Source organism: Nodularia sp. LEGE 04288 (assembly GCF_963896525.1).
GTDB lineage: Bacteria > Cyanobacteriota > Cyanobacteriia > Cyanobacteriales > Nostocaceae > Nodularia.
In genome coordinates this window covers 44,634-66,373 of sequence record NZ_CAWQOY010000102.1, presented here as the reverse complement: position 1 = coordinate 66,373, position 21,740 = coordinate 44,634, and the positions used below count along the sequence as shown (strand labels likewise).

19 protein-coding genes and 1 tRNA gene are annotated in these 21,740 nt (G+C 40.2%); 8 read left to right on the top strand and 12 right to left on the bottom strand.

Going from position 1 to position 21,740, the window contains the following annotated elements; all coding sequences use genetic code 11:
• Positions 1-132: 132 nt before the first annotated feature.
• A complete protein-coding gene (gene tsaB, locus AACX33_RS10530; RefSeq protein WP_194003276.1) occupies positions 133-792 on the top strand; it encodes a tRNA (adenosine(37)-N6)-threonylcarbamoyltransferase complex dimerization subunit type 1 TsaB in 660 nt (219 codons plus the stop codon).
• A gap of 135 nt (positions 793-927) precedes the next feature.
• On the opposite strand, the gene AACX33_RS10525 is transcribed toward tsaB, so the two are convergent.
• Positions 928-2,211: an acetylornithine/succinylornithine family transaminase gene (locus tag AACX33_RS10525; protein WP_194003278.1), complete on the bottom strand. Its 1,284-nt coding sequence runs from the start codon at positions 2,209-2,211 to the stop codon at positions 928-930.
• A 151-nt stretch (positions 2,212-2,362) separates the two neighbouring features.
• On the opposite strand from AACX33_RS10525, the gene AACX33_RS10520 reads away from it, so the two are divergent.
• Positions 2,363-3,427, top strand: coding sequence for a potassium channel family protein (locus AACX33_RS10520; protein WP_194003280.1), 1,065 nt, complete (start codon positions 2,363-2,365; stop codon positions 3,425-3,427).
• Positions 3,428-3,458: 31 nt separating this feature from the next.
• On the opposite strand, the gene AACX33_RS10515 is transcribed toward AACX33_RS10520, so the two are convergent.
• The 7 genes from AACX33_RS10515 to AACX33_RS10485 all read right to left on the bottom strand — a co-directional run bounded on the left by AACX33_RS10515 (position 3,459) and on the right by AACX33_RS10485 (position 10,123).
• Positions 3,459-4,007, bottom strand: coding sequence for a methylmalonic aciduria and homocystinuria type D protein (locus AACX33_RS10515; protein ID WP_194003281.1), 549 nt, complete (start codon positions 4,005-4,007; stop codon positions 3,459-3,461).
• Between the two features lie 312 nt (positions 4,008-4,319).
• Positions 4,320-4,526: a glycogen debranching protein gene (locus AACX33_RS10510; protein WP_194003283.1), complete on the bottom strand. Its 207-nt coding sequence runs from the start codon at positions 4,524-4,526 to the stop codon at positions 4,320-4,322.
• Between the two features lie 124 nt (positions 4,527-4,650).
• Positions 4,651-5,403 (bottom strand): DevA family ABC transporter ATP-binding protein, encoded by a 753-nt coding sequence (locus AACX33_RS10505; protein WP_194003285.1) that lies wholly within the window; start codon positions 5,401-5,403, stop codon positions 4,651-4,653.
• 34 nt (positions 5,404-5,437) lie between these two features.
• Positions 5,438-6,604 (bottom strand): ABC transporter permease DevC, encoded by a 1,167-nt coding sequence (gene devC / locus AACX33_RS10500; protein ID WP_194003288.1) that lies wholly within the window; start codon positions 6,602-6,604, stop codon positions 5,438-5,440.
• A 216-nt stretch (positions 6,605-6,820) separates the two neighbouring features.
• Positions 6,821-8,110, bottom strand: a complete 1,290-nt coding sequence (locus tag AACX33_RS10495; protein WP_194003290.1) for an ABC exporter membrane fusion protein — start codon at positions 8,108-8,110, stop codon at positions 6,821-6,823.
• Positions 8,111-8,195: 85 nt separating this feature from the next.
• Positions 8,196-8,768, bottom strand: coding sequence for a TetR/AcrR family transcriptional regulator (locus AACX33_RS10490; RefSeq protein WP_194003292.1), 573 nt, complete (start codon positions 8,766-8,768; stop codon positions 8,196-8,198).
• A 146-nt stretch (positions 8,769-8,914) separates the two neighbouring features.
• Positions 8,915-10,123 (bottom strand): bifunctional sterol desaturase/short chain dehydrogenase, encoded by a 1,209-nt coding sequence (locus AACX33_RS10485; protein ID WP_194003294.1) that lies wholly within the window; start codon positions 10,121-10,123, stop codon positions 8,915-8,917.
• 546 nt (positions 10,124-10,669) lie between these two features.
• Between AACX33_RS10485 and AACX33_RS10480 the strand changes: the two genes are divergently transcribed.
• The 4 genes from AACX33_RS10480 (at position 10,670) to AACX33_RS10465 (ending at position 15,479) form a co-directional block, all read left to right on the top strand.
• Positions 10,670-11,455 carry a dynamin family protein gene (locus tag AACX33_RS10480; protein ID WP_227789009.1) on the top strand — a complete coding sequence of 262 codons (786 nt, stop codon included), beginning with the start codon at positions 10,670-10,672 and terminating at the stop codon, positions 11,453-11,455.
• Positions 11,456-11,632: 177 nt separating this feature from the next.
• A complete protein-coding gene (locus AACX33_RS10475) occupies positions 11,633-13,183 on the top strand; it encodes a hypothetical protein (RefSeq protein ID WP_227789008.1) in 1,551 nt (516 codons plus the stop codon).
• A 77-nt stretch (positions 13,184-13,260) separates the two neighbouring features.
• Positions 13,261-14,151 carry a hypothetical protein gene (locus AACX33_RS10470; RefSeq protein ID WP_194003296.1) on the top strand — a complete coding sequence of 297 codons (891 nt, stop codon included), beginning with the start codon at positions 13,261-13,263 and terminating at the stop codon, positions 14,149-14,151.
• A gap of 14 nt (positions 14,152-14,165) precedes the next feature.
• Positions 14,166-15,479 carry a hypothetical protein gene (locus AACX33_RS10465; RefSeq protein ID WP_194003298.1) on the top strand — a complete coding sequence of 438 codons (1,314 nt, stop codon included), beginning with the start codon at positions 14,166-14,168 and terminating at the stop codon, positions 15,477-15,479.
• 50 nt (positions 15,480-15,529) lie between these two features.
• On the opposite strand, the gene AACX33_RS10460 is transcribed toward AACX33_RS10465, so the two are convergent.
• Positions 15,530-16,771: a site-specific integrase gene (locus AACX33_RS10460; protein WP_194003300.1), complete on the bottom strand. Its 1,242-nt coding sequence runs from the start codon at positions 16,769-16,771 to the stop codon at positions 15,530-15,532.
• A gap of 218 nt (positions 16,772-16,989) precedes the next feature.
• Positions 16,990-17,061, bottom strand: a tRNA-Cys gene (locus AACX33_RS10455).
• A gap of 369 nt (positions 17,062-17,430) precedes the next feature.
• Between AACX33_RS10455 and cpdA the strand changes: the two genes are divergently transcribed.
• Positions 17,431-18,234 carry a 3',5'-cyclic-AMP phosphodiesterase gene (gene cpdA, locus AACX33_RS10450; RefSeq protein WP_194003302.1) on the top strand — a complete coding sequence of 268 codons (804 nt, stop codon included), beginning with the start codon at positions 17,431-17,433 and terminating at the stop codon, positions 18,232-18,234.
• A 102-nt stretch (positions 18,235-18,336) separates the two neighbouring features.
• On the opposite strand, the gene AACX33_RS10445 is transcribed toward cpdA, so the two are convergent.
• Entirely contained in the window at positions 18,337-18,924 is a 588-nt protein-coding gene (locus AACX33_RS10445; protein ID WP_194003361.1) for a CpcT/CpeT family chromophore lyase, read from the bottom strand.
• A gap of 173 nt (positions 18,925-19,097) precedes the next feature.
• Between AACX33_RS10445 and AACX33_RS10440 the strand changes: the two genes are divergently transcribed.
• Positions 19,098-20,321: a tetratricopeptide repeat protein gene (locus AACX33_RS10440; protein WP_194003304.1), complete on the top strand. Its 1,224-nt coding sequence runs from the start codon at positions 19,098-19,100 to the stop codon at positions 20,319-20,321.
• A 144-nt stretch (positions 20,322-20,465) separates the two neighbouring features.
• Here the strand turns inward: AACX33_RS10440 and AACX33_RS10435 are convergent, their stop codons facing one another.
• Positions 20,466-21,728 (bottom strand): glycosyltransferase, encoded by a 1,263-nt coding sequence (locus AACX33_RS10435; RefSeq protein WP_194003306.1) that lies wholly within the window; start codon positions 21,726-21,728, stop codon positions 20,466-20,468.
• Between the last annotated feature and the right edge of the window lie 12 nt (positions 21,729-21,740).

Here is a 21,740-nt window from a genome sequence, read left to right as displayed (position 1 = left end):
GGGTTGGGGGTGGGGTTCTTGTACCTCATAACACTGGGAAGTGCTGTTAGTGAATTTTGTCGTGAATATAAAGCCATGATTGTGTGATTGAATAAATAAATCACCCTCTAATTATCAACTTTTTAATTAACCTTGACCCCAGAACTACAAAACCTTGCAGCCACAAAATACGCCATATCCCTACACACCACAACTCCTGAACTGGGGTTGGCTATCAGTAATTTTACTAGTGAAACTCGCGCTGATACTTGGGATTTGGGGCGTGATTTATCTAGTTACGTACATCAATATTTAATAGAATTTATCCAACCCCACACCTGGGCAGATGTAGCATTTATTGCCGTAGCTAGAGGCCCCGGTGGTTTTACAGGGACTCGGATTGGTGTAGTCATTGCCCGTACCTTGGGACAACAGTTAAATATACCTATATTTGCCATTTCCACCTTAGCAGCAGTAGCTTGGGCTGAAAAAGGTCAAAATCAATCAAAACCAGCAGTTATAGCCGTAGAAATGGCAGCACAACGGGGAAAAATCTTCGGTGCTATTTACCAAATATCTACTGATAACTTAAGTATCACAGCCTTATTACCAGATACTGTATTTACACCAGAAGCATGGCAAGAAACCTTAGCCAATTGGCAGAGTGAATATCAGTTAATTAAAGCCACATCTGGTTTAGCTGCAACAGTCAGCAGTATTTTGGAACTAGCTTATTTAGATTGGCAACAAGGTAAACATCCTCATTGGTTTGAGGCATTACCATATTACGGACAGCATCCTGTAGATATTTAAAACATAAACTATTGTGGGGTGGGCTTCTAGCCCGCCCTAAACAGGCAAGACTTGTACTGAGCTTGTCGAAGTATGCCTGTTCCACAAGAAAACAGCGAGCGATAGGCAGAAAAACCCATCCTCGCTGGTTATGGCTTAAGCGGTGAGAGAAGCGATCGCCTCGTCAACAGCTTGTAAGGCCAAATTGACTTCTGCCTCAGTCACAATCAACGGCGGGACAAACCGGACAACTTTCGGACCGGCTGGTACTAGCAAAACACCCTTGTCCATAGCAGCCTTAACAACATCAGATGCGGTGAGTGGAACATCTGCTTGTAATTCCATCCCATTGATTAAACCCCAGCCCCGGACTTCAGAAATGTAGTGGGGATATTTAGCTGCGATCGCATTTAATCCATTTCTTAGCTGTATACCCCGTTCTTCCACATTCTGCAAAATATTCTCTTTTTCCAAAGTCTGACAAACAGCCAGCGCCACACCACAAACAAAGGGATTACCGCCAAATGTGCTGGCGTGTTCTCCTGGTTCAAAGACATCGCAGAACTTCTTACTCATCATCGCCCCAATGGGGATACCGCCGCCCAAACCTTTCGCACTGGTAAAGATATCTGGTTCCACACCCAAATGTTCATAACCCCATAACTTACCACTGCGTCCCATGCCAACTTGCACTTCATCGAACATCAACAAAATGCCAGTTTCATCACAAACTTTCCGCAGCTTTTGGAAGTAAGCCACATCACCAGGACGCACACCGCCTTCTCCTTGCAACGGTTCAATTAAAATGGCCGCTACGCGATAATCTCCTTCATCTAATTCACTAACTGCTACCTCTATGGCATTAATATCGTTATAAGGAACATATGCAAAACCAGGTACTAAGGGGTGAAAATATTTTTGATACTTCGGTTGTCCGGTAGCGGTGACAGTCGCCAAAGTTCGACCGTGGAAACTAGCATTGGCGGTGAGAATAATCGGCTTGTCAATCTCTAGAACTGTGTGGGCATATTTCCGCGCCAGTTTAATGGCGGCTTCGTTAGCCTCAGCCCCAGAGTTGCAGAAAAATACCCGATCTGCACAGGAATGTTCAACTATCCATTGGGCTAAATCACCTTGTTCGGGAATATAGTACAAATTGGAAACATGATGCAGCTTCTGGATTTGGCGTGTTACCGCTTCTACCATAGCTGGGTGGGCGTGTCCGAGGGTGCAAGTGGCAATTCCGGCTACAAAGTCCAGATATTCACGTCCCTGGGTATCCCAAACGCGACAGCCAGCACCCCGGTCTAAAGCTAGGGGAAACCGGGCATAAGTTGACATGACGGCTTCATTGAAGCTATCAGCATCAAAAGGGCTAGATGACATAAAACCTGATGTTGGGGGGATGGTAGCTTGCTCAATGAGAGTTTCTATGCTCACGACCGCGCCTCCTGATAAGTCTTTAATTTTAATACTCACTTACTAGTTTGCTAGAAAATCTTAAAAATTACATTTTATTTCACAAATCTGATACTTTTTTGTAGGCTAACAGTTAAATATCCTGCCAAAAAATGGTAGCGGTGCAAAAACTTTGTATTCTGTACTTGAGAAAAAATACCGACGACTGCAAAAAGAACTAACGGTGGGGGCGATTTCTCTGGCTGGCGTTTTCCTGACTGGCACTTTGTGGTACAAGTTCATTGAGGGTTGGTCATGGGAAGACGCGGCTTATATGACTGTCATCACCTTAACGACTGTGGGCTATGGTGAGACCAATCCCTTGAGTAGCCGAGGCAGATTATTTACAATTGCCTTAATTTTGTTGGGTGTCATCAATATTGGTTACATGGTCAACAGATTTACAGAAGCCGTGATTCAGGGCTACTTTCAAGAAGGAATTAGACTACGGCAACAGAGAAGGCTAATGGAATCACTGACAGAACATTACATCATCTGTGGATTTAGTCGCACTGGTCGTCAAATTGCCAAGGAATTTCAGGCGGAAGGCGTACCTTTTGTGGTGGTTGATTCTAATTTGGAATCTGTGGAACAGGTACAAGCAGCAAATTACATAGCATACCAAGGTGATGTGACTCTGGATGACACACTCTTGAATGTTGGGGTGGAACGAGCGATTTGTATAGTGGCTGCATTGCCTTCTGATGCGGAAAATTTATATACAGTTTTAACAGCAAAAACACTGAATCCACGAATTCGCGCGATCGCACGAGCCAGTACAGAAGAATCTGTAAAAAAATTACAACGGGGTGGGGCTGATACTGTGGTTTCACCCTACATTACTGGTGGGAAGCGCATGGCTGCGGCGGCTCTTAGACCCCAAGTTTTGGATTTTGTCGATGGTTTCATCTCAGGCCTAGACGGACAGTTTTATATGGAAGAATTTTTACTAGACCCTGCGGTGTATCCTTATGTGGGTCACACTCTCAGACAAACAAGATTGCGATCGCAATCCGGCGCATTAGTAATTGCCATTCGTCGCGCCGATGGACATCTGATTGGTGGTCCCACTGGTGATACTGTGTTATTACCAGGAGATACCCTAATTTGCATGGGGACATCGGAACAATTGCGTAGCCTGAACCAAATTCTCATCCCAATTAATTCTCAACGCCGGCGACGACCGAGAAATAACTAATTCTTTACCCACGGCAAAATACTGTTGAGTGTTAATTCCATCCGTGTAACGGTGCGATATCTTTGGTGAAACTTGCGATAATTCTTGGCGGTGCGACGGATATTAAAACACTGGGATAAACTGCTGCACCCCAGACAGGATGAACCAGCACACGACATTTGTTTTTAATCACTTGATAGTTGAGTAAGGCTTTGACAACGGCGGTGTCATTGTGGGGAACTTCTCCCGGATGGGAAAGTAAGGGATAGCCAGTGCGAGGGTCAATCAAGTCTGTTAAATAGCCGTGATCGCGCAATTGAAATGCGAGGTCAAAGCCAAACCGCATAAACTTTTCCCGCAAGCGTTCTTTCTCTATTTCGATTTCTGGCGTACTTTTTACTAGTTGATCACGTGACTGCTGTAAAACAATTACAACCCATAAACAAGGTTGATTTTTCCAATCTGGTAATATCCGTTCGCAGTTGGCACAGATATACGGACTGGGTGAATGAATAGAAATCTGAACCGCTTGTCCTGTTTCGGCAACCAAATTAATAGGACAGCCTTGCTCCGAAGTGTAAACTGGGGAATAGTTCACCATATTAATTCGGCTTTTGCAAGTTTTACATATAACTCTTGGTATGATAATAACCCTTAAAAGTTCCTAAATATGATCAAGTTTCCCTAAAAGGTGAGGTTTCTGGAAAGTTATTGTGTAGAAATCGAGATTTTTTTAATCTAATTTTTATGGTTGATTAACTTATACTTAGGAATCTGGATACTACAACTACTTAGGTTAGCTGAATCAACAGATCAAAATTTCCACCCTCGCTCTAGAAAATAGAGGTCAAAACCTAAATGGGATGACCTATATAAATGAAAAAATATCTTGATAAATTGAGTCGGGATGCAATTAATCCAGTTTGAGTGCATTAACTGGGACTTCATCCCAAGAACTAACTATCCGCAATTGTGCTATCCAACCGGCGGATTTTTGGCTATCGGTCAAGTTTCCTTGAAAGGAATCATGACAATCTTGGGCTTGCGATTCATTACAACAAGCAATACAGGCATAAATCATCCCAGAAGGATCAATCTGCTCATTTACCCAAATTTTCATCGGATACATCCTCTAAAATTAAACGCTGAAAAACTAATTTGTGATTTTAGGATACTACTAAGAGTGGGGATTGAATATAGAACCGATACTTTTTTGCTAAGGAGAGGGGAGAAATGTCTGAAGTTTAATGCATTGCTGTTGCCACATCTACAGCATTAGTTTTTAGCTGACCATCTTCCATATAAATAATCCGATCAGCAATATCAAGAATCCGGTTGTCATGAGTAACTAGCAAGATTGTACAGCCTTGCTCTTTTGCTAATTTTTGCATTAATTCCACGACATCGCGCCCAGATTTTTTGTCTAATGCGGCTGTGGGTTCATCGGCTAAAACAATTTTAGGGTGACTGACTAAGGCACGAGCGATCGCAACTCGTTGTTTTTGTCCCCCTGAGAGATTCTCTGGATAGTAATTCACATGATCTGCTAAACCCACAGTTTCCAGCATGGCGATCGCTTTGGCGTTGATATCCTGCTGGAAGAACTCGTCATGCAACTCTATGGACATCCGGACATTATCTTTAGCTGTCAAAAAAGTCATCAGATTATGTGCTTGAAAAATATAACCAATCTGGCGACGCAGCCTAGTTAATTGTCCTTTGCTGGCTCCACAAATTTCCTGTCCTAAGATTTTCAGACTACCTTCTTGGGCAGAGCGTAGTCCACCCATGAGGGTTAAGAGAGTGGTTTTTCCTGAACCTGATGGACCAGTCATAATCACAATTTCACCCGCGTTAATCTGCAAATTAATCTCAGATAAGACTTGTTTACGCAGGTTCCCGCCGCCAAAGTAGTGATTGAGGTTGTGAACAGCAATCACAGGTTCCACATCTGAGATATTTGAGGGGTAGTTTCCTGATATAGTGTTTTGTATCATGGGTTTTTATGGCCAAAATTCTGTCAGGTGGGAATTAGAAAACATCTGCGGGGTCGGCTGTGCGTAACTTTTGCATGGCGATCGCACCAGAGAAACTACACATAATCACAGTTAGAATAAATACAGTTGTGGCTCTTTCTAGCTTCATGGCTATGGGTAGCATTGTGACTGCGTAGGCAAGCTGATATAATCCAAAGGAAAGAAAAAATGCGGGGATATAACCCAAGACAGCTAAGAATAAAGCTTCTTGTAGCAAAACTCCCAACAAATAGCGATCGCTATAACCCATTGCTTTGAGGGTGGCGTATTCCGGTAAATGTTCGGAGACATCAGAGTAAAGAATTTGATAGACAATCACGATACCGACAATAAACCCGACTACCACACCTAAACCGAAAATAAAACCAATCCCAGTCCCCTCAGCCCAGTATTTCTTTTCTATTTGGGCAAAACCTTCTGGAGTCAGAACGCTGACATCATTGGGTAACTCTGCGGTTAATTGCGATCGCACTTTTTCTGCATCAGCACCAGGCTTGAGAGTGATTAAACCCACTTCTATACGGTCTCTTTGACGTTCGGGAAAGAGTCGTAAAAAGGTAGAATCACTGGTGATCACATTCCCATCAGCCGCAAAGGAAGCACCATTACTAAATACGCCTCTCACACGGATAGCTTTATTATTCAATTCAGTGTCAAATTTGCCTGTTTTTTGGAATATATCACCCACAGTTCCATATTCTGGACGACCTGCTTGATCAAACAGCACTTGATGCAATTGTTTCAGATGAGCTTGATTTTCTTGAACTTCGGGAAATTTCAATGCCGATTGTGCTGGATCGATACCCCAAACCAAGATAGCCCGATCAAGACGTGTTTCGGGATTGCGCCATTGTCCAGTGCCAATGTAAACAGAATTTACTGATTTTACACCTTCATAACCCAATGTTTGATAGAGTCGCTCTCTAGAAAAGCTTTTGACGGAAACTAGAGTTTGAAATTGGGGATTAATTAAAACCAAATCTGCTTGTAAATTGCGATGAGGTTGGATGGCTGAATCAAACAGCGCACTTTCAAAACCTAGCTGAATAAACATCAGCATATCAGCAAAAGTAATCCCAGCAACTGCAACTAACAGACGAGTTTTTTCTTTCATTAACTGTCGCCATGCTAGCGGAGTTTTGCGTGATTTTTTGAAAAACATAATTGGGGAGTGGGGAGTGGGGAGTAGGGAGTAGGGAGCAGGGGAGCAGGGAGCAGGGGAGCAGGGAGCAGGGGAGCAGGGAGCAGGGAGCAGGGAGCAGGGAGCAGGGAGCAGGGAGCAGGGAGCAGGGGAGCAGGGAGCAGGGAGCAGGGGGAAAGATTGTAACTTCCCAATGAGTGGGGAGTGGAAAATATTGTTATTTTTAACTTGGGTATTCTATAATTCAATTGCTGTTTGAACTTGCAAGTTAGTTAATCCTGCTACTTGTTTGCTGTCTTCAGGATGCAGACGAATTTTGACATCAATCACCCGGCTATCGAGGTTTTCTCCTGGTTCGTTGCTAAAGACATTTTGTCTATTTACCTGTAAACCAATTTGGGAAACTGTTCCTCGCAATTCACCAGGAAATACTTGACTGGTAACTATTGCTGACTGTCCTATTTGAATTTTATTAATATCGCTTTGATAGACTTCGGCGACTGCAATCATTTGCTCAGTTTCTGCCAAATCTGCAATCCCCGCCTCACGAATTTTTTCTCCGACTCGTGTATGAATTTTGAGAATTTGTCCGTCTATTGGGGCTTTAATATAAGTTGATTCTAAGTTAGTTTGCATTTGTTTGACTGTAGCGATCGCATTCTCAATTTCACTCTTGGCTGCTTCCACATCTACGGGACGAATTTCGGCAATACTGCTGAGTGTGGCTTTGGCTTCACTGATTTGTTTGTTACTTGTGGAGTTAATTCGGGTGAGTGTAACTTGAGCTTGGGCTAATTCTCTACTAGCAGTAGAATTAATCCGATTCAGCACTGCTTGTCCTTCTGAGAGTTGCTGTTGTGCGGTGTCTAAACTCAAGCGCTTACTATCAAATAAAGAACTGGAAATTGCGCCTTCAGAGGATAATTGCTGATAACGTTCATATTCCGCTTGAGCATTATTAAGTTCTGCTTCGAGCTTTTTAATTGTCGCCTCTTGTGCTATCCTTTCTCCTAACCATTGTGCTTCGATGCGAGCGATCGCTTCTTCTTGACCTATTTTATCTCCTTGTAACTGGGCTTGTAAGCGTTCAATAGTTGCTTGCTGTGCCTGAATTTCTCCAGTTTTTGCCCCAGCTTCAACTTGAGCCAATTTAGTTTTAGCCACTCTCACCTGTTGTTCTGCTTGGAGTACAGCAGTTTGTAGGCGAGTGCGTGAGTCTAAAATTGCCACCACCTGACCTGATTTGACTCTATCGCCCTCTTGGACTAAAATTTGGGCAATGCGATCGCCATCCAAGTCCAAAGGTGCAGACAGGCTAATTACCTCGGTTTCTGGTTCTAGTCTTCCTAAAGCCGATATTTTTGGTGCAATTGGTGCAGGTTCTTCAAGTTCAGAAGAAGCAGTTTGACCAACAAAACCAGACTGAGAAATCCCATAAACAGCAATTCCACCTGTAATCACCGTAGCAGCTACTACTAATAGTATTAACCTTTGATTGGGGATTTTAAATAACACATTTGGAGTCATTCTTTACCTCACTACACACACTATTTTATGGAGATATTTAGGCACAAATAATTAAAACTTTCGTCTGATTGAGGAATTAGCTATATTATGGGTTTTCTGATAAATAGCTGGTGATCATTTTACCTAGTAAGGCGCATTGTTCAGGAAAATTAATTGTTTGATTACCCCATAATTTTTCTAGAATTAAACCATTAATAAAGCTCAAGATAAAGGATGCCAATACTGGATCTTGAATCCCCAAAAAATCACAAACTGCCTGCTGACACCTTTGATTAACACGTTGAAATACAGGAATATTGGCTATTGTTTCTTTGTTTTGATGCTGACAAAAATCTACCCAGATATAAGTTTGATTAATAAAGTAATCTTCATTTTTAACTAAATATTTCCCTATCGCAGTCATTATTTCTGAAATTGTTTGCGTTCCTTTGATTTCTGCCAATGCTGAACTGATATCTTGTTGATTTATCTCCTCAACTAATTGCTCAAACAAAGCCTGTTTGCTAGGAAAGTAATGATATAGCGTCCCTGTAGAAACATTTAAACTCTCAGAAATTTGCCTCATGGTGAGCGCACCGTAACCTTTTTGAGCAAATAAATCAAAGCACTTTCTGAGTAGTTCTTGACGGTATTGGTCATGGTCAACTATTTTCGGCATATTTTATATCGAACGCTCGATATTTTTTAATGTATCACAGAGTTTGCTGGAAAACCAGATAATTTCAAAAATCAAATATACGTCTTGCAGAATCCTTGTAAGGACAACTGATCAATTGTCCCTACTTTGCCGAAGATTTTCTATGACTAATCCTTAGCCGTTTTGCTAAAAATTTGGTAATACAGCCATGTACTAGCTTCCTTCACTGGAAAAAACAGGTATGTCAGCGGATTTATCGTCACAATAATATTGCGGTAATCTCGTCGTGCTAAAAACAAGATCCCACGAGCTACCTGCTGCGCTGACATCACCCCATAAGGATTGAGTTGACTTTTAAAAGGCCCCAGAATTAACTTACGAATTACACAATTTCCATCCAACCGCTTCAGGGTGACAAGATTTCCTAATGTGCGTTTACTCAGTTCATAAAGGGGACTTAAAGCCGGGGAAACCTCAGCCTCAGAAGTATTCACCCAGATTTCCTTGGTGGCTTTGGCTTGTGGTCCGGTGACAGTGGTTAAAAATATATCCATCAACCGCAACGCTGAGAAAGTATTCACCTCATAGGAAGATGCGATCGCTTCCGGTGTGCGGCTATTGTAAACATTGACACCGTGATTGATAATCAAAATATCGATTTTCTCTAAACTATCTTTGAGTTCAGCTTCATTACCTAACTCCCAGGAAAGGACTTTAAAATTAGTCTGCGGTGCTAATTTTTCGGGGTTAGTAGTTAAGGCTACCACTTTGGCATTATGCTTGAGCAGTTCCGCCGCTAATGCTTGACCGAGAGAACCGGACGCGCCAGTTAAAGCGATTGTTTTACCTTTGAGTGATAAACCCGTACCAAGTATTTTATCCACGAGAGGAAAGACACCACTGTAGTATGCATTCACATCATCAAAATGATGTCGCCAATGGTAAGTGCGATTTACCCACCAAACAGAGGGAATTATCTGTAAAGGGCCGGGTAAGTGATTGTAATCTGTATCGATTTTACCAGAGAAATATCGCACAGAAGCACCATACAAGAAGGTACAGCCATAGAGAACTCCCAGCCATAACCCCATTTGGTGAACCACTAAAGCCATGATGGTTAAAGCCGCAACCAGTAAACCCGACTCCAGAATATCGTGATAAAGCTGAGAATCTTGGTAAGCTTGCACAGAGACTATGGATAAATCGCGACGATATACTTGATGATGCTTATTGTGCCATTTAGCCAGCCATTTGACCTCGTGACACAAAACATGGTAACTGTCTCTTAAGACTTCAGCCAGCAACAGCGAAAAGACTCCCCAGCCAGCAAACTGCAAACCAGTATTGACCAACACCCCATTAATCTGACTAAACATTGTCATATTTTCCTGCACACCACTTATCTTAATCTTTCTTCATATTGTGACAGAATAGATTAACCCGACGTTACACAGCAAACTAAAAATTAAAATCACTCGCCAGAACACCGCACACAATATATTATGCGTTGCTGATTACAAGTATGAATTACCTCACGCAGAGGCGCAGAGACGCAGAGAGAGTAAGAAATTACAGCAATTTTCCGGTACATGAGTATTTTATAGTGAGCAGGCTATGAGCCAGGGATATCAACTTCAGTAATATTACATAAGTATAAATAATTGATATTGTCATTTATTAAGGAATAACACTAATTTAATTTATATAGATTCATGCGTAAAATTAAACGATATTTTGTATTTTTACGGTAAAAACTTTAATACTAAACTACTGAGTAGTATTACAACCGCCACAGACGACGATACATAACGAACAAAACTGGTTAATAAAAGTAGTATCAATTCGTTAGAATTTATACTAACAAAAAAGTAGTTTATTGTTCAGCACCTTGTACATAAAAACTGATAAATAGTAAAGTAAAAATGCAAATCGATATTGATTCTAGGTTAAACAACACCCGTAAGCTTTTAAATGAGTTAGGTAATTCCGTTTCTAAGTTAGTTAACTCGTCTCCTGATATTGCTGAAGATCCAGGGATTAAATCTTGTTTAGCAGGATTTTTAACTGCTTATCAAGAAGCAGTCCAACGATTAGAAAATCCTAGTTTCCGCATTGCAACTATTGGGACAACCTCTTCTGGAAAATCAACTATAGTTAATGCTCTAATTGGTCGTAAAATTGCACCAATTGAAAACGGCGAAATGAGTGGTGGTGTTCTTACCCTCAAACATTCACTCGCACAGAAATTAGTCATTGCAGAAACAGAGGATGCTGCTTGGGAGACTGGAGAATGGACAGGGTTAACTGATGAAGATTTATACCAGCGCATCAGTACAGTCATGCACTCCTATCACCATGCGCGTAAAAAGCGTGAGTATGTTGCACCACAAATAACAGCTTATGTTCCGCTTTTACCTGCTTGTGATCCTTCTTTGTTAGGTTTACCGGCAAGTATAGGAATAGAATTAATTGATTTACCAGGTTTGAAATCAATTCAAGACCGGACTAATTTAGCAACTATTCAACAGCAAGTGAATAAAGCCTTTAGTTTAGTGGCTTTGGACTATATGCAAGTGGATGATGACCACAGAAAACGCTTATTAGAAGAATTAAAAAAAGTTGTTGAATATTTACAGGGTCGCACAGACTCAATGATTTTTATTTTAAACCGGGTAGACCACCGAGGTGCAGATGATTTTCCTCTATAAGTACGAATTAATCAACTAAAAACAGAAATTCAAGAAGTTTTATCACTTCCCGAACCTCCTGATGTTCTACCTTTTAATGCTCGTCTTTTATATTATGCTCAATGTGCTTGGGGTGCAGGTGCTTTTAATGAACCTTCAATAGTAGAACCACAGGTAAGGTCAAGATGTTTAAAAGCAATGTTTCAAGACTGCGCTGGAGTAATTCGTTTAAACACCAAAGAAAACCGGGAATTAAAACAATGGTTTCGTGATGTTGAAGATTATGTTGAAGATAATAATTTTGTTGATGATGAAACCATGCGTAAAATTATCCGCTATTCTTTAGAATGGAGTGGTGGTAGAGAACTTTGGGAACGGTTTCGGTTTCGGGTGGAAGATTCCTTTGCTGAATTGGTAATACTTCCTGCATTAATAGACGTATTTGATAATTACTCTGCTTTATCAGAGTTTTTGGATATCTTGATTCAAACAAGAAAGATTTATAATCAAGAACAAGTTAGTGAAGAAAGGGAGCGACTTGCTAAAATTCGTCATATTTTACATAAAAATATGAACCAAATAGCTAGAGAGTTTCAATCCGAAGTTGGACAATTGATAGGAGGATTGAAAAAAAATGACCCTAAAACTCAAATTCAAATTAAAAAAAATGCTCAAAAAAAAGGACGTGATGGTTTTGCTCGGATTTTTTATGCTGTTAATCAGGTAGAAAAAGATTTAAATGCTGTTCTAATTAGTCCAGTGCGTGATTCTTTTGCTCAAAATCAAGGCGCTTTTGATTTAAGAGATAAATTAAGAGAAGTCATATCACCTGCTTTAGCTGATGATGTTGCTAAAACCTATGATAATGTGAGCCGAAGAATTAGCCAATTTTCTCAAGAATCAGAATATTTAGTTAAGCGTGTACGGGCTGATGATGAAAAAGGTACAAAGGAGCTTGAACACGATGAACGCCATGTTCGTCTTCTGTATCACACGATGAGACAAGCTATATCAGCTAGAGCCGAGTTTTTTCTTCAAGGAAAAGCCTTGGCTTTTGAAGAGGCTCTAGAATCATTAGTTAAGGCACAAGTTGCGAGACTAAAAATTTGTTTATCTGAAGGTAGTGTTGATTCTTTCATTGATTTTGAAAAAGCAGTAATCAGTGATTTACACAAAAAGTTAGCTCAAACTTTACCAACTCTACCAGATAAATTTTTTGAAATCTCAGATGATATTAAGCAAAATCGCTCTAAAAAAACAGAAGTTGTTGGACAAAAAACTGAGGAGGTAACACGCACAAAAACAGAACAGGAAACTTATACCGAATCTTATCAAAGTGGTTCTTGTTTTCAAAGCACTAAAACTAGAACAAAAACCAGACCAATAACACGCAAATATAAAGAATCTGTAACTCGTGATATAACCGCAGATGTTGAATATGTTGAACTTTTTCTTCCATCCCCAGACTTAATGGCAAAACAATGGTTAAGTGGAGTAGACAAGGGAAAAGAAAGTTTGTGGGATGTTTTACTTAATTGGATTACCAAGCGTTTAGAATATGTAAAAACGCTATTTGAAGATTCAGTTAATGATATTACTTATCTGGCTGAAAGGTCTTTAGACAAGCAATTAAGGATTATTGAGGATAATTTTCAGCAAGAACAAGAATTTTGGCATGATTTTGAACATGAAAAAGATTATTTAACATCAATTTGCCAAAGATTAGAAAAAGAATTTAGTGAATCTTAATTCTGCTTTTATTTAGTTGTTTGGTGGTGTAATGCTCCCAATTAAAATTATGTATGTGGAGAAAATTTAATTTGAATATGTTTGTAAAAATATTGCAAGAAGTCAGAGATAAAACTCAGATTGAATGCCAAAATTGTCGCTATGTTAATGATTATTTATTAGCATCTGTCAGTGTTTGGTGTGATAAACTAAATTTGCATGATAATATCAAAAACTATATTATTAGAGAATATCAATCTTATGGATTTACAAGCTTGATAGATTATTTATATAGTTTGTGGAAAACTGAAAAGAGAGAAGAAAAAGACTGGAGAGGAAACGTAAAAATAACTTATCCAACAAGTAAATTACATAATTTAGTTGCATCCATTTTAAATAAAATAAATGTTAGGAGTGAACCAAATGTTAGGAGTGAACCAATGGAAATTATTGTAATTGGTGCTTTTGTCGTTACAGCAGTAGGTTACTGGATTCATATCCTAAATAGCGGACAAAATCAAGTACAACAACTAAGTCTTAGAGTAGAGCCAAAACAAAATGAAAATCCTCCCACTATTCCATCTCTTACTGTAAATAAAACAATTAATAAATATTTTTTGGTTTTAGTTGTTTCCGCCTCAGAAGCGAAATTTCTGGAAACATTACAAACTAAATCACGCCTTGACTTAAGTGATGGAGAAAGACTGTATAAAATTACCAACTATTTATGGCTTGGCTCTGAAAGTGAATTTAATCAAGGTAAGACAGAGATAAATAATTATTTAGTAAGCACAAGAGAAGAGTCAGAATATGATATTCACTTAGTGTATTTTGAGATGAAAAGACTAGATGAGAGGTTCAAAGAAAATATTAATCAAGTTGATAGATTTGATGCTTTTCGTGATTTAGCTAATTCATACATTAGTTTTACTGTATCACCCAGACTACAAATGGAAGCATACGGGAATTTTGAAGTTTATAACTGCTAAACGAGATTATAAAAATGTTAATTGATACCACTCTTCTAGCTAACAGTCCCGAAATTATCAACGGTTTATTAAATGGCTCAATGCAACGCTATGGTAGTGTTATTCGTTGGGCTGCTGGTACAGAGAATGCAGGTCAAATTGTTCGCCATTTAGCAGAAACACCTGAATTGACTAGAAAATTAATAGATTTTGGATTTTCTCCCATATTTGGTGGGGCTGATATTATTGGTCATGGGTTGACTTATCATAAATTAATAGGGATTGAAAACACGTTATCCTCAGTTATGGGATTAAGTCAAATAGCTGCGGGTGCAAGCGTTTTAAATCTGGGTGTCAGCATTGCTGGTTTTGCCTATATGGGTTATAAACTGCACCAAGTTCAAAAGCAATTAGGTTATCTTCAAGAGTTTATGGAAGGAGGCTTTAACCGAATTGAAACGGGCTTAAATCATCTAGAAAATGGTATGATGAGGGGCTTTAAGCAAGTTGAAAATAGTTTAAATCATGTTAATAAACGTTTAGATAATATCTCTGGACAACTGGCTTATATTTACCTATTAGTAGAAGATAGCCGAGAGAAACAACAAAGCCTCGCTAAAGCAATTTCTCATCTGCATCAAGCAATGTTAATTAAAGAGATTGCTGCTTTAAATGCTGAACTACAAGACCGCTCTCGCTTTCCCAATGAATCACCTAGAGAATCTCTCAAAGTTGCTTCTAGAGTGCGTTTATTTTTAGCCAACCAAGCCTTACAAGTTACCCCAGCATTAGATGCTGAATTAATGCTGAATACTGATGTTTCTATTCAAGGTTGGGCTGTAGCTACTGCAACGGAAGCAAATTTGCTTTTAGAGATTGGTAAACATCAAGAAGCTAAAGAATTACTGGCTGTAGAAGTGCCGAAGTTTAAACAAATAGCGCAAAGATGGGGTAATGAGTTAATTAGTCATGAAAAATCTCATTTATCTACAGCTTATCGGTTTACTAACTCTCGTTTTCACGATTATATCACCCCAGAAAGAGTAGAAAGAATTACCGAAATTTCTCCACGCGATCGCACGTTATCACCTGAGCAAATTCGTTGGCAGAAAACCAATGTTGATGTAGAGTTTGAAATGTCTTATAGCTCCCAGTGGGATGAAGCCTGGACATATCGTCAAATTGCTGTGGCTGAATATTTAGATACTCTCAGCGAACTTTCAGCCAGGTTAGACAGTTTACAATCGTTTGCGGCTTTATGCGAAAGTCACAATGTTAAAAGTAGCCGTGATATTTTACCTAATGCTGATGCTGGGGTAGGCTTGTATATTTTACCTGCTCATGAATAATTTTACACAAATCCTGAGTAGGCGATCGCCTATCTTGTAATTCAACAAATTTATAATTCTGGCACTTGTAGGTTACGTTTATTACCTGCGTAATGCCTGTAAATAATTTCTGGAGAGTTACCAACCCACCTCCCTACATCCTTGGCATCAATATCAGCTTCCAGACAAAGAGTAATAAAAGTGTGTCTGCATTGGTAAGGTTTGCGATACTCGCTGATTACACCCTGTTTTACAAGTTGAGTTACGATTCCATCTATATGTGTACCACGATGATTTTTGTAGCCTTTCCAGGCATGATTGAGAAAATCGCCAAAGTCTACTATGCCGCCTTTCTTGCTTCTAAAGATAAAATCATCTGGGTTACAGTTCTCAGGCTTAATTGAGTCTAAAATTTCACGTTGCTGATGATTAATCGGAAAACGTCTTTGGCTTTGGGTTTTCAATCCATTTTTGAGCGCTAGTCCTTTACTACTGATGGTAATTGCTTGCTCGAATGTAATATATTTATCGCTAATATGCTTCCATTGTAGAGCGATCGCTTCTGATGGTCTGCACCCAGTGAAGAATAAGAATTTTACTAAAGGAGCATAGTAAGTGTAAAATTTACTCTCCTCAAATGCTTGAATGATGATGTCCCTTTCTTCCTTAGTAAATGGATTGATTTCAGATTCTGCCGATTCTGACTTTGGCATCTGAATATCTTTTGCCATACCCTGGAAGGGATTTGATTTTATCTGCTGACTCTGAAGCGCCCAATCACAACAAGCATTTATATTTGTCAAAGTACGTTTAGCTGCGTTAGCACTGAGATTAGCAATTAAATAGTCTCGAATCGCGATCGCATCATCCAAAGTTTTCGTTGGTAAGTTGGCGATATGATTACGATACTTTCGATAATCAACAGCGTAAGTTGAAGGACTAACCTGTGGTTTTTTAAACTCAGCGTATTTTTCCCACAATTCTCCCAGGTCAAGTTGGGGGGTAGCTGAAGGAATTTTTGGGGTAATTGGGGTAACAGTACTTAATGATGCTGCTGGCTTGTACTTTACTAAACTGGCATCAAATTCACCACAATCAATATCCCTCTGGATTTTTGCTGCCAAAGTCGATGCCTGATATTTTCCAAAAGGTGTATCTTCGTGCCTTGTTGAAAGGTAGAAACGCTTGGTTTTAACCTCTCCATCTGGAGTAATAACTGGATGGGAAAAAACTAATTGGAGTCTACCGTTAGAGTTCTTGATCTGTACAGAACCCCGACTAGCAATACGTTGAGATTTTTTATTAGGCTGCATCAGGTTAATTGATTGGGGTAAAGACCTTGATTTAACTTTACCCCAGTTTTACCCCAGAAAGTTATATTGGGGTAAAAACCTCTGCCTTACATTTTACCCCAGAAGTTTCTCCCAACTACCCAAAATTAATCCAAAAATCTTTGCAGACTGTAAAAACACGCCCTTTCATTGCCAATAAAAAAGGGCTTCAAAGCCCTGTAATCTTTATATTTTATTAAAGGCGACAGGCGGATTTGAACCGCCGGATGGAGGTTTTGCAGACCTCTGCCTTACCACTTGGCTATGTCGCCGCGATTGCTCTCACGATTCCTTATCATAGCATCTTTTCTCTAAATTTACGCCCTACGTCTGAGGAAATTTTGCCTAACCTCAGCAAATTTAGTAGTTATTAGCTTTTTAACATCCCAGGAGATGGCAACCTTGAATGAAGATTTGTGGGGATAGTGTGAGGAATTGATGAATTTTTGCCCAAGATGCGTGACGTAAAATACAAATAAAAATACAATTTCACTCTTAAGATGGATGAAAATTCGTAACTTTTGGGAAATTGAATGTTTATTTATGGTTTTTAGCTTTATGATGACATCAAAATTAGTATGAACTTGGTTGGCTACTTTCCCGAAAATCAATCAGATATTAAGTTGCACATATCGCAATCCATGAAAAAAAAACAAGTATCTCCCATTTCAATCGCTCAGGTAACAGATACACATCTGTTTGCTTCGGAAAATCACGAAATGCTGGGAATGCCTACTATACAGTCTTTCCAGGCTGTTGTAGAAAGGTTAAAGGAGCTAAGGAGTGAAGTTGATTTACTACTGTTAACGGGTGATTTGTCTGGTGATGGTAAGCCTGATTCCTATGACAATCTCCAAAACCTGGTGAATCCGCTACAAATACCTGCTTACTGGTTACCTGGGAATCATGACTGTGCGATCGCAATGGATGACATCTTACATATGGGGATGCTTTCCCGGCGTAAGTCTTTTCAGCGTGGTGGTTGGAATTTTATCTTACTCGATTCTTCCGTTCCTGGTTGTTTGCATGGTTATCTTTCCGGTAAAACTCTTGATTGGCTAGACTCTGAATTAAAAATCCTGGGTGATTATCCGACTTTAGTCGCCCTACATCATCCGCCTTTTCCCGTAAATTCGGCGTGGTTAGATAGCAGTACTCTGAAAAATCCCCAAGAATTTTTTGCAGTTCTCGATCGCCATCCCCAAGTTAAGTTAGTTTTGTTTGGTCACATCCATCAGGAATTTCAACGCCAGCGTCATCAAGTTAACTACCTCAGTACCCCGTCAACTGGGCTTCAGTTTCGCTCAAAAACTCCAACTTTGATGATTGATCATCAATACCCCGGTTTTCGGTTGTTGAAGCTATACCCCAATGGAATGTGGGAAACTTCCGTTGAACGAGTTCCTTATTTCCAGCCATTGGAGATAGCCGCTAAAGTATCCTAAATTATCTATTACAGTTCGGCGTAAGTAGCACCACCGTGGGAAATCAATCAAAAGCCTATAGGATAATCAACTTTTTTGACTTTTGACTTCCGCCTTGCGGCGCTATATTACTTCATCAGCAAAACTCTTCCACCGCACAAAGTGAAATGGACCAGCGACAGACCCCCAAATATGTTCATTGGTTTCTAAATCACGTCCTCTGTCCAGGCTGATAAATCTCTCCTCACTAATCTCAAATTCACTATCTAAATAGGTATTTTGCCCTTTACGAAATACGATACAACCTTTACCAGGTTCCACTTTGCCTTTGAAGCTGTTACCAGCCCACTCTACAGTCATGTTACATCCTGGTAACTTTTCTAAGTGATCGCTCGTTAAAGTTTTCAGCCGTGGAAGGTCACGGGATGCGCCATAAAACTGTTCTTCTTGCTTAACAGTGTAGTTGACAATTTCGATGCGATCGCCTGCATTGAGCAATTCCAAAACCCGCACGCGATAAGGGTCATTCAGCTGATAATCATAAGCTTGTTCCACAAACAAACTCACCCCTGATAACACCTCTACAGGTAGAGGACGCATACACACGCGAATATGAGCAAAAAAAGGTGGGTTTTCATAAGCTTGTGCTTGATTACTAAAATCTGCCGCCATCCAGCGAGCTAAGGTTGTAATATCCATAGAATTAGTGATTACAGATGTTAAAATTCTCTGGATTTATTGTATAGGGAATGGGGAGTGGGGAGTAGGGAGTAGGGAATTGGGGAGAATTATTGATTTTTGATGCGTCTAACAAGTTGGCAGTTAAAATCTTTGGGTATGGTGGTCATACCCTATGCTCTATTCCCATCTTAGGTAAAGTACCCATGCTCAGACGCTTATGTATTACTATTAGTGTCGCTATCCTTTGTCAGTTTAATGGTTCGTTAACCCTGGCAGAGACTAAAAAGCCGCAACAGCCGGATAAATTTGCGCCTAATCCCCTGGAAATTACCACACCTGATCCACTGTTACCGCCTGGAATTAATAAACAGCCGTTAACTCTCCCACAACAGCAAAGTTTGCAGCGGGCGTTGGATGAGTTGAATCAGGAAGCTACAGCCAAATTGCAAGCAGGAGATCAGGAAGCTGCTTTTGAGATTTGGAACCGGGAAGTACGCTTGCGGCGGTATTTGGGTACATTGGCGGAAGTAGAAGCATTATCGCGCTTTGGGGCGATCGCCTGGAAAGAAAATGCCGGTGAGCAGGTAAGATATATTACACAACGATTGCAAACTCTGCAAAAGTCAGCACAAAAACAAAAAATTGTGGATTTAGAATTAATGCGATCGCTTGGTGAAGCATACCAAAAATTGCGATCGCCTCAACTGGCTTTAGCAGTTTATCAGCAAATTTTAACAGCAGTAGAACAAAAACAAGATGCCGTCGCAGTGCTGGAAATCCTGACAACAATGGGCGAACTGCATTTGAGTTGGTTTGATTATCCCCAAGCAGCCGCCACCTATGAGAGATTATTAAATTTAACTGCTACCCAAAGCGATCGCACTAATGAGTTAGCATACCTGCAACAACTACGTTATATCTACCAGCAGACAAAACAACCCCAAGCCGCAGTGGATACGCTCAAAAGACTAGCAGAAATCTACGAACAGGAAAATAATCTCACGAAAATACCAGAATTGAAACTAGCCATTGGTGTAAATTATGAATCCCTGGCACAGGAAAATCCTAGTATACTCACGGAAGCATTTAACAACTATCAAGAAGCTTATCTCATGGCTGTGCGATCGCGCCAGTATGCTCGTGCTGGTGAAGCCTTGCAAAAGTTAGTTCCCCTCTATCGTAGCCAAGGACAAATAGATGAAGCCTTGCAAACTAGCCAAATTCTCATAGAGACACAAGAGAAAGCCATCAACTATTATGGCATGATGCAAGCTTACGACCAAATTGGGCAATTGTATCTAGAGCGTCAAGACTATCCCCAAGCACTCGCAGCCTTTCAAAAAGGATTAGAACTAGCTCAACAACTTAAACATGAAGAAACATATTTTACTGAGCAGATAGAGAAAGCCTCGCCAGCTAAACTTTAGCCGTAGGGTGGGTTAGCGCAGCGTAACCCACCATTCTATATTTTCTTTAGCTCAGGGACGGTTTTTCTACTCAGCTGATTAAATCCCTCCTCGCTTGCGGGGAGGGAAGACAAAGCATAGCTTTTACAGGGTGGAATTCCGGCTTTACACAGTTGTTCGCTCTAGTTTCTTCACAGCGTCAACTATCTCATAAAGCTTATCTTCAAACTTTTGTGTACACGCCGACCAATCATATTTAAGTATAGAAGGACGAGCCTGTTCAGTCATTTCTGCTTTCAGTTGAGAATTTGCCAAAATTGCCACCACCTGATCCGCAAAATCCTGGGGATTATTCGCTTCAGCTAACAAGCCGTTTTGACCAGGAAAGACTTGCTCAAAGCTTGAAGGTGCAACCACAGCCACCAAAGGAGTACCGGAAGCCAGCGCTTCGGTATTTGTCGTGCAGAAATTTTCAGTCGCAGAAGGGTTGACAAATACATCTGCACGAGCAAACCAACCTAAAAGTTCTGTACCGTGAGACTCACCCCATATAGTAATACCTTCAAACTTTTGGGAGCGCCGACGGAGTTCTTCATCTAGGGGGCCACTACCAATAATTACCAAATGAACATCAGGAATTTTGGCAGCAATTAGCGGAAACATATCGATAAGTTGGGTAACATTTTTTTCCGCCGTAATGCGTCCCACAAATAAGATAGTTGGTCTGTTGTCTTCGGGAATCGGGTTGTGGATAATATTTCGGGGGTGAAATTTTTCACAATCAATTCCTTGATAAGGAACGTATTCACCCCGTTGGCAATTCATCTGCTGGTACTTTAGGAGTTGTCCTTGAGAAGGAAATAAATTGCGATCATAGACTTCAGTGGACTGCTTGACTAAAAAAGGAATAATCGGACGCATCAAATTGAAAATCTGATTACCCAAATAGTATTGAATGTAGGCAACAATATCAGTGTGGAAAACAGAAATAATTGGAGTCCCCGTTTTCTTCGCATATTCAACCCCAATGGGGCGACCATAACCTTGCAAGAACATTGAATAGAAACCTCGCATTTGCGGGGCTTCTTCTACTACTATAATATCGGGTTTAAACTTTTCTAATAACTTAGTATCACTCCAATGGCGATAGTGTAATGGTTGGGGTAAAGACTTGTAAAAAATTAGTGGCTTTGTGGGGAAAGCATAAGCAGAAAAATTAGGGAAACACTGTAATTCTTCCAGTCCTGCCATAGGACGATTGCTAACATTTTTAGGATATTGATCGTTAATTTCTGGATGGATCAGAAAAACTTCATGTCCTTGTTCGAGTAACCAGCGAACCCTTTGGTGGACTGCAATTGAAACCCCTGTTAAAAAAGGAGCATACAATCCTGTAAACAGAGCAATACGAAGCTTTTGCTTGTTCATAATTTTAGTGCT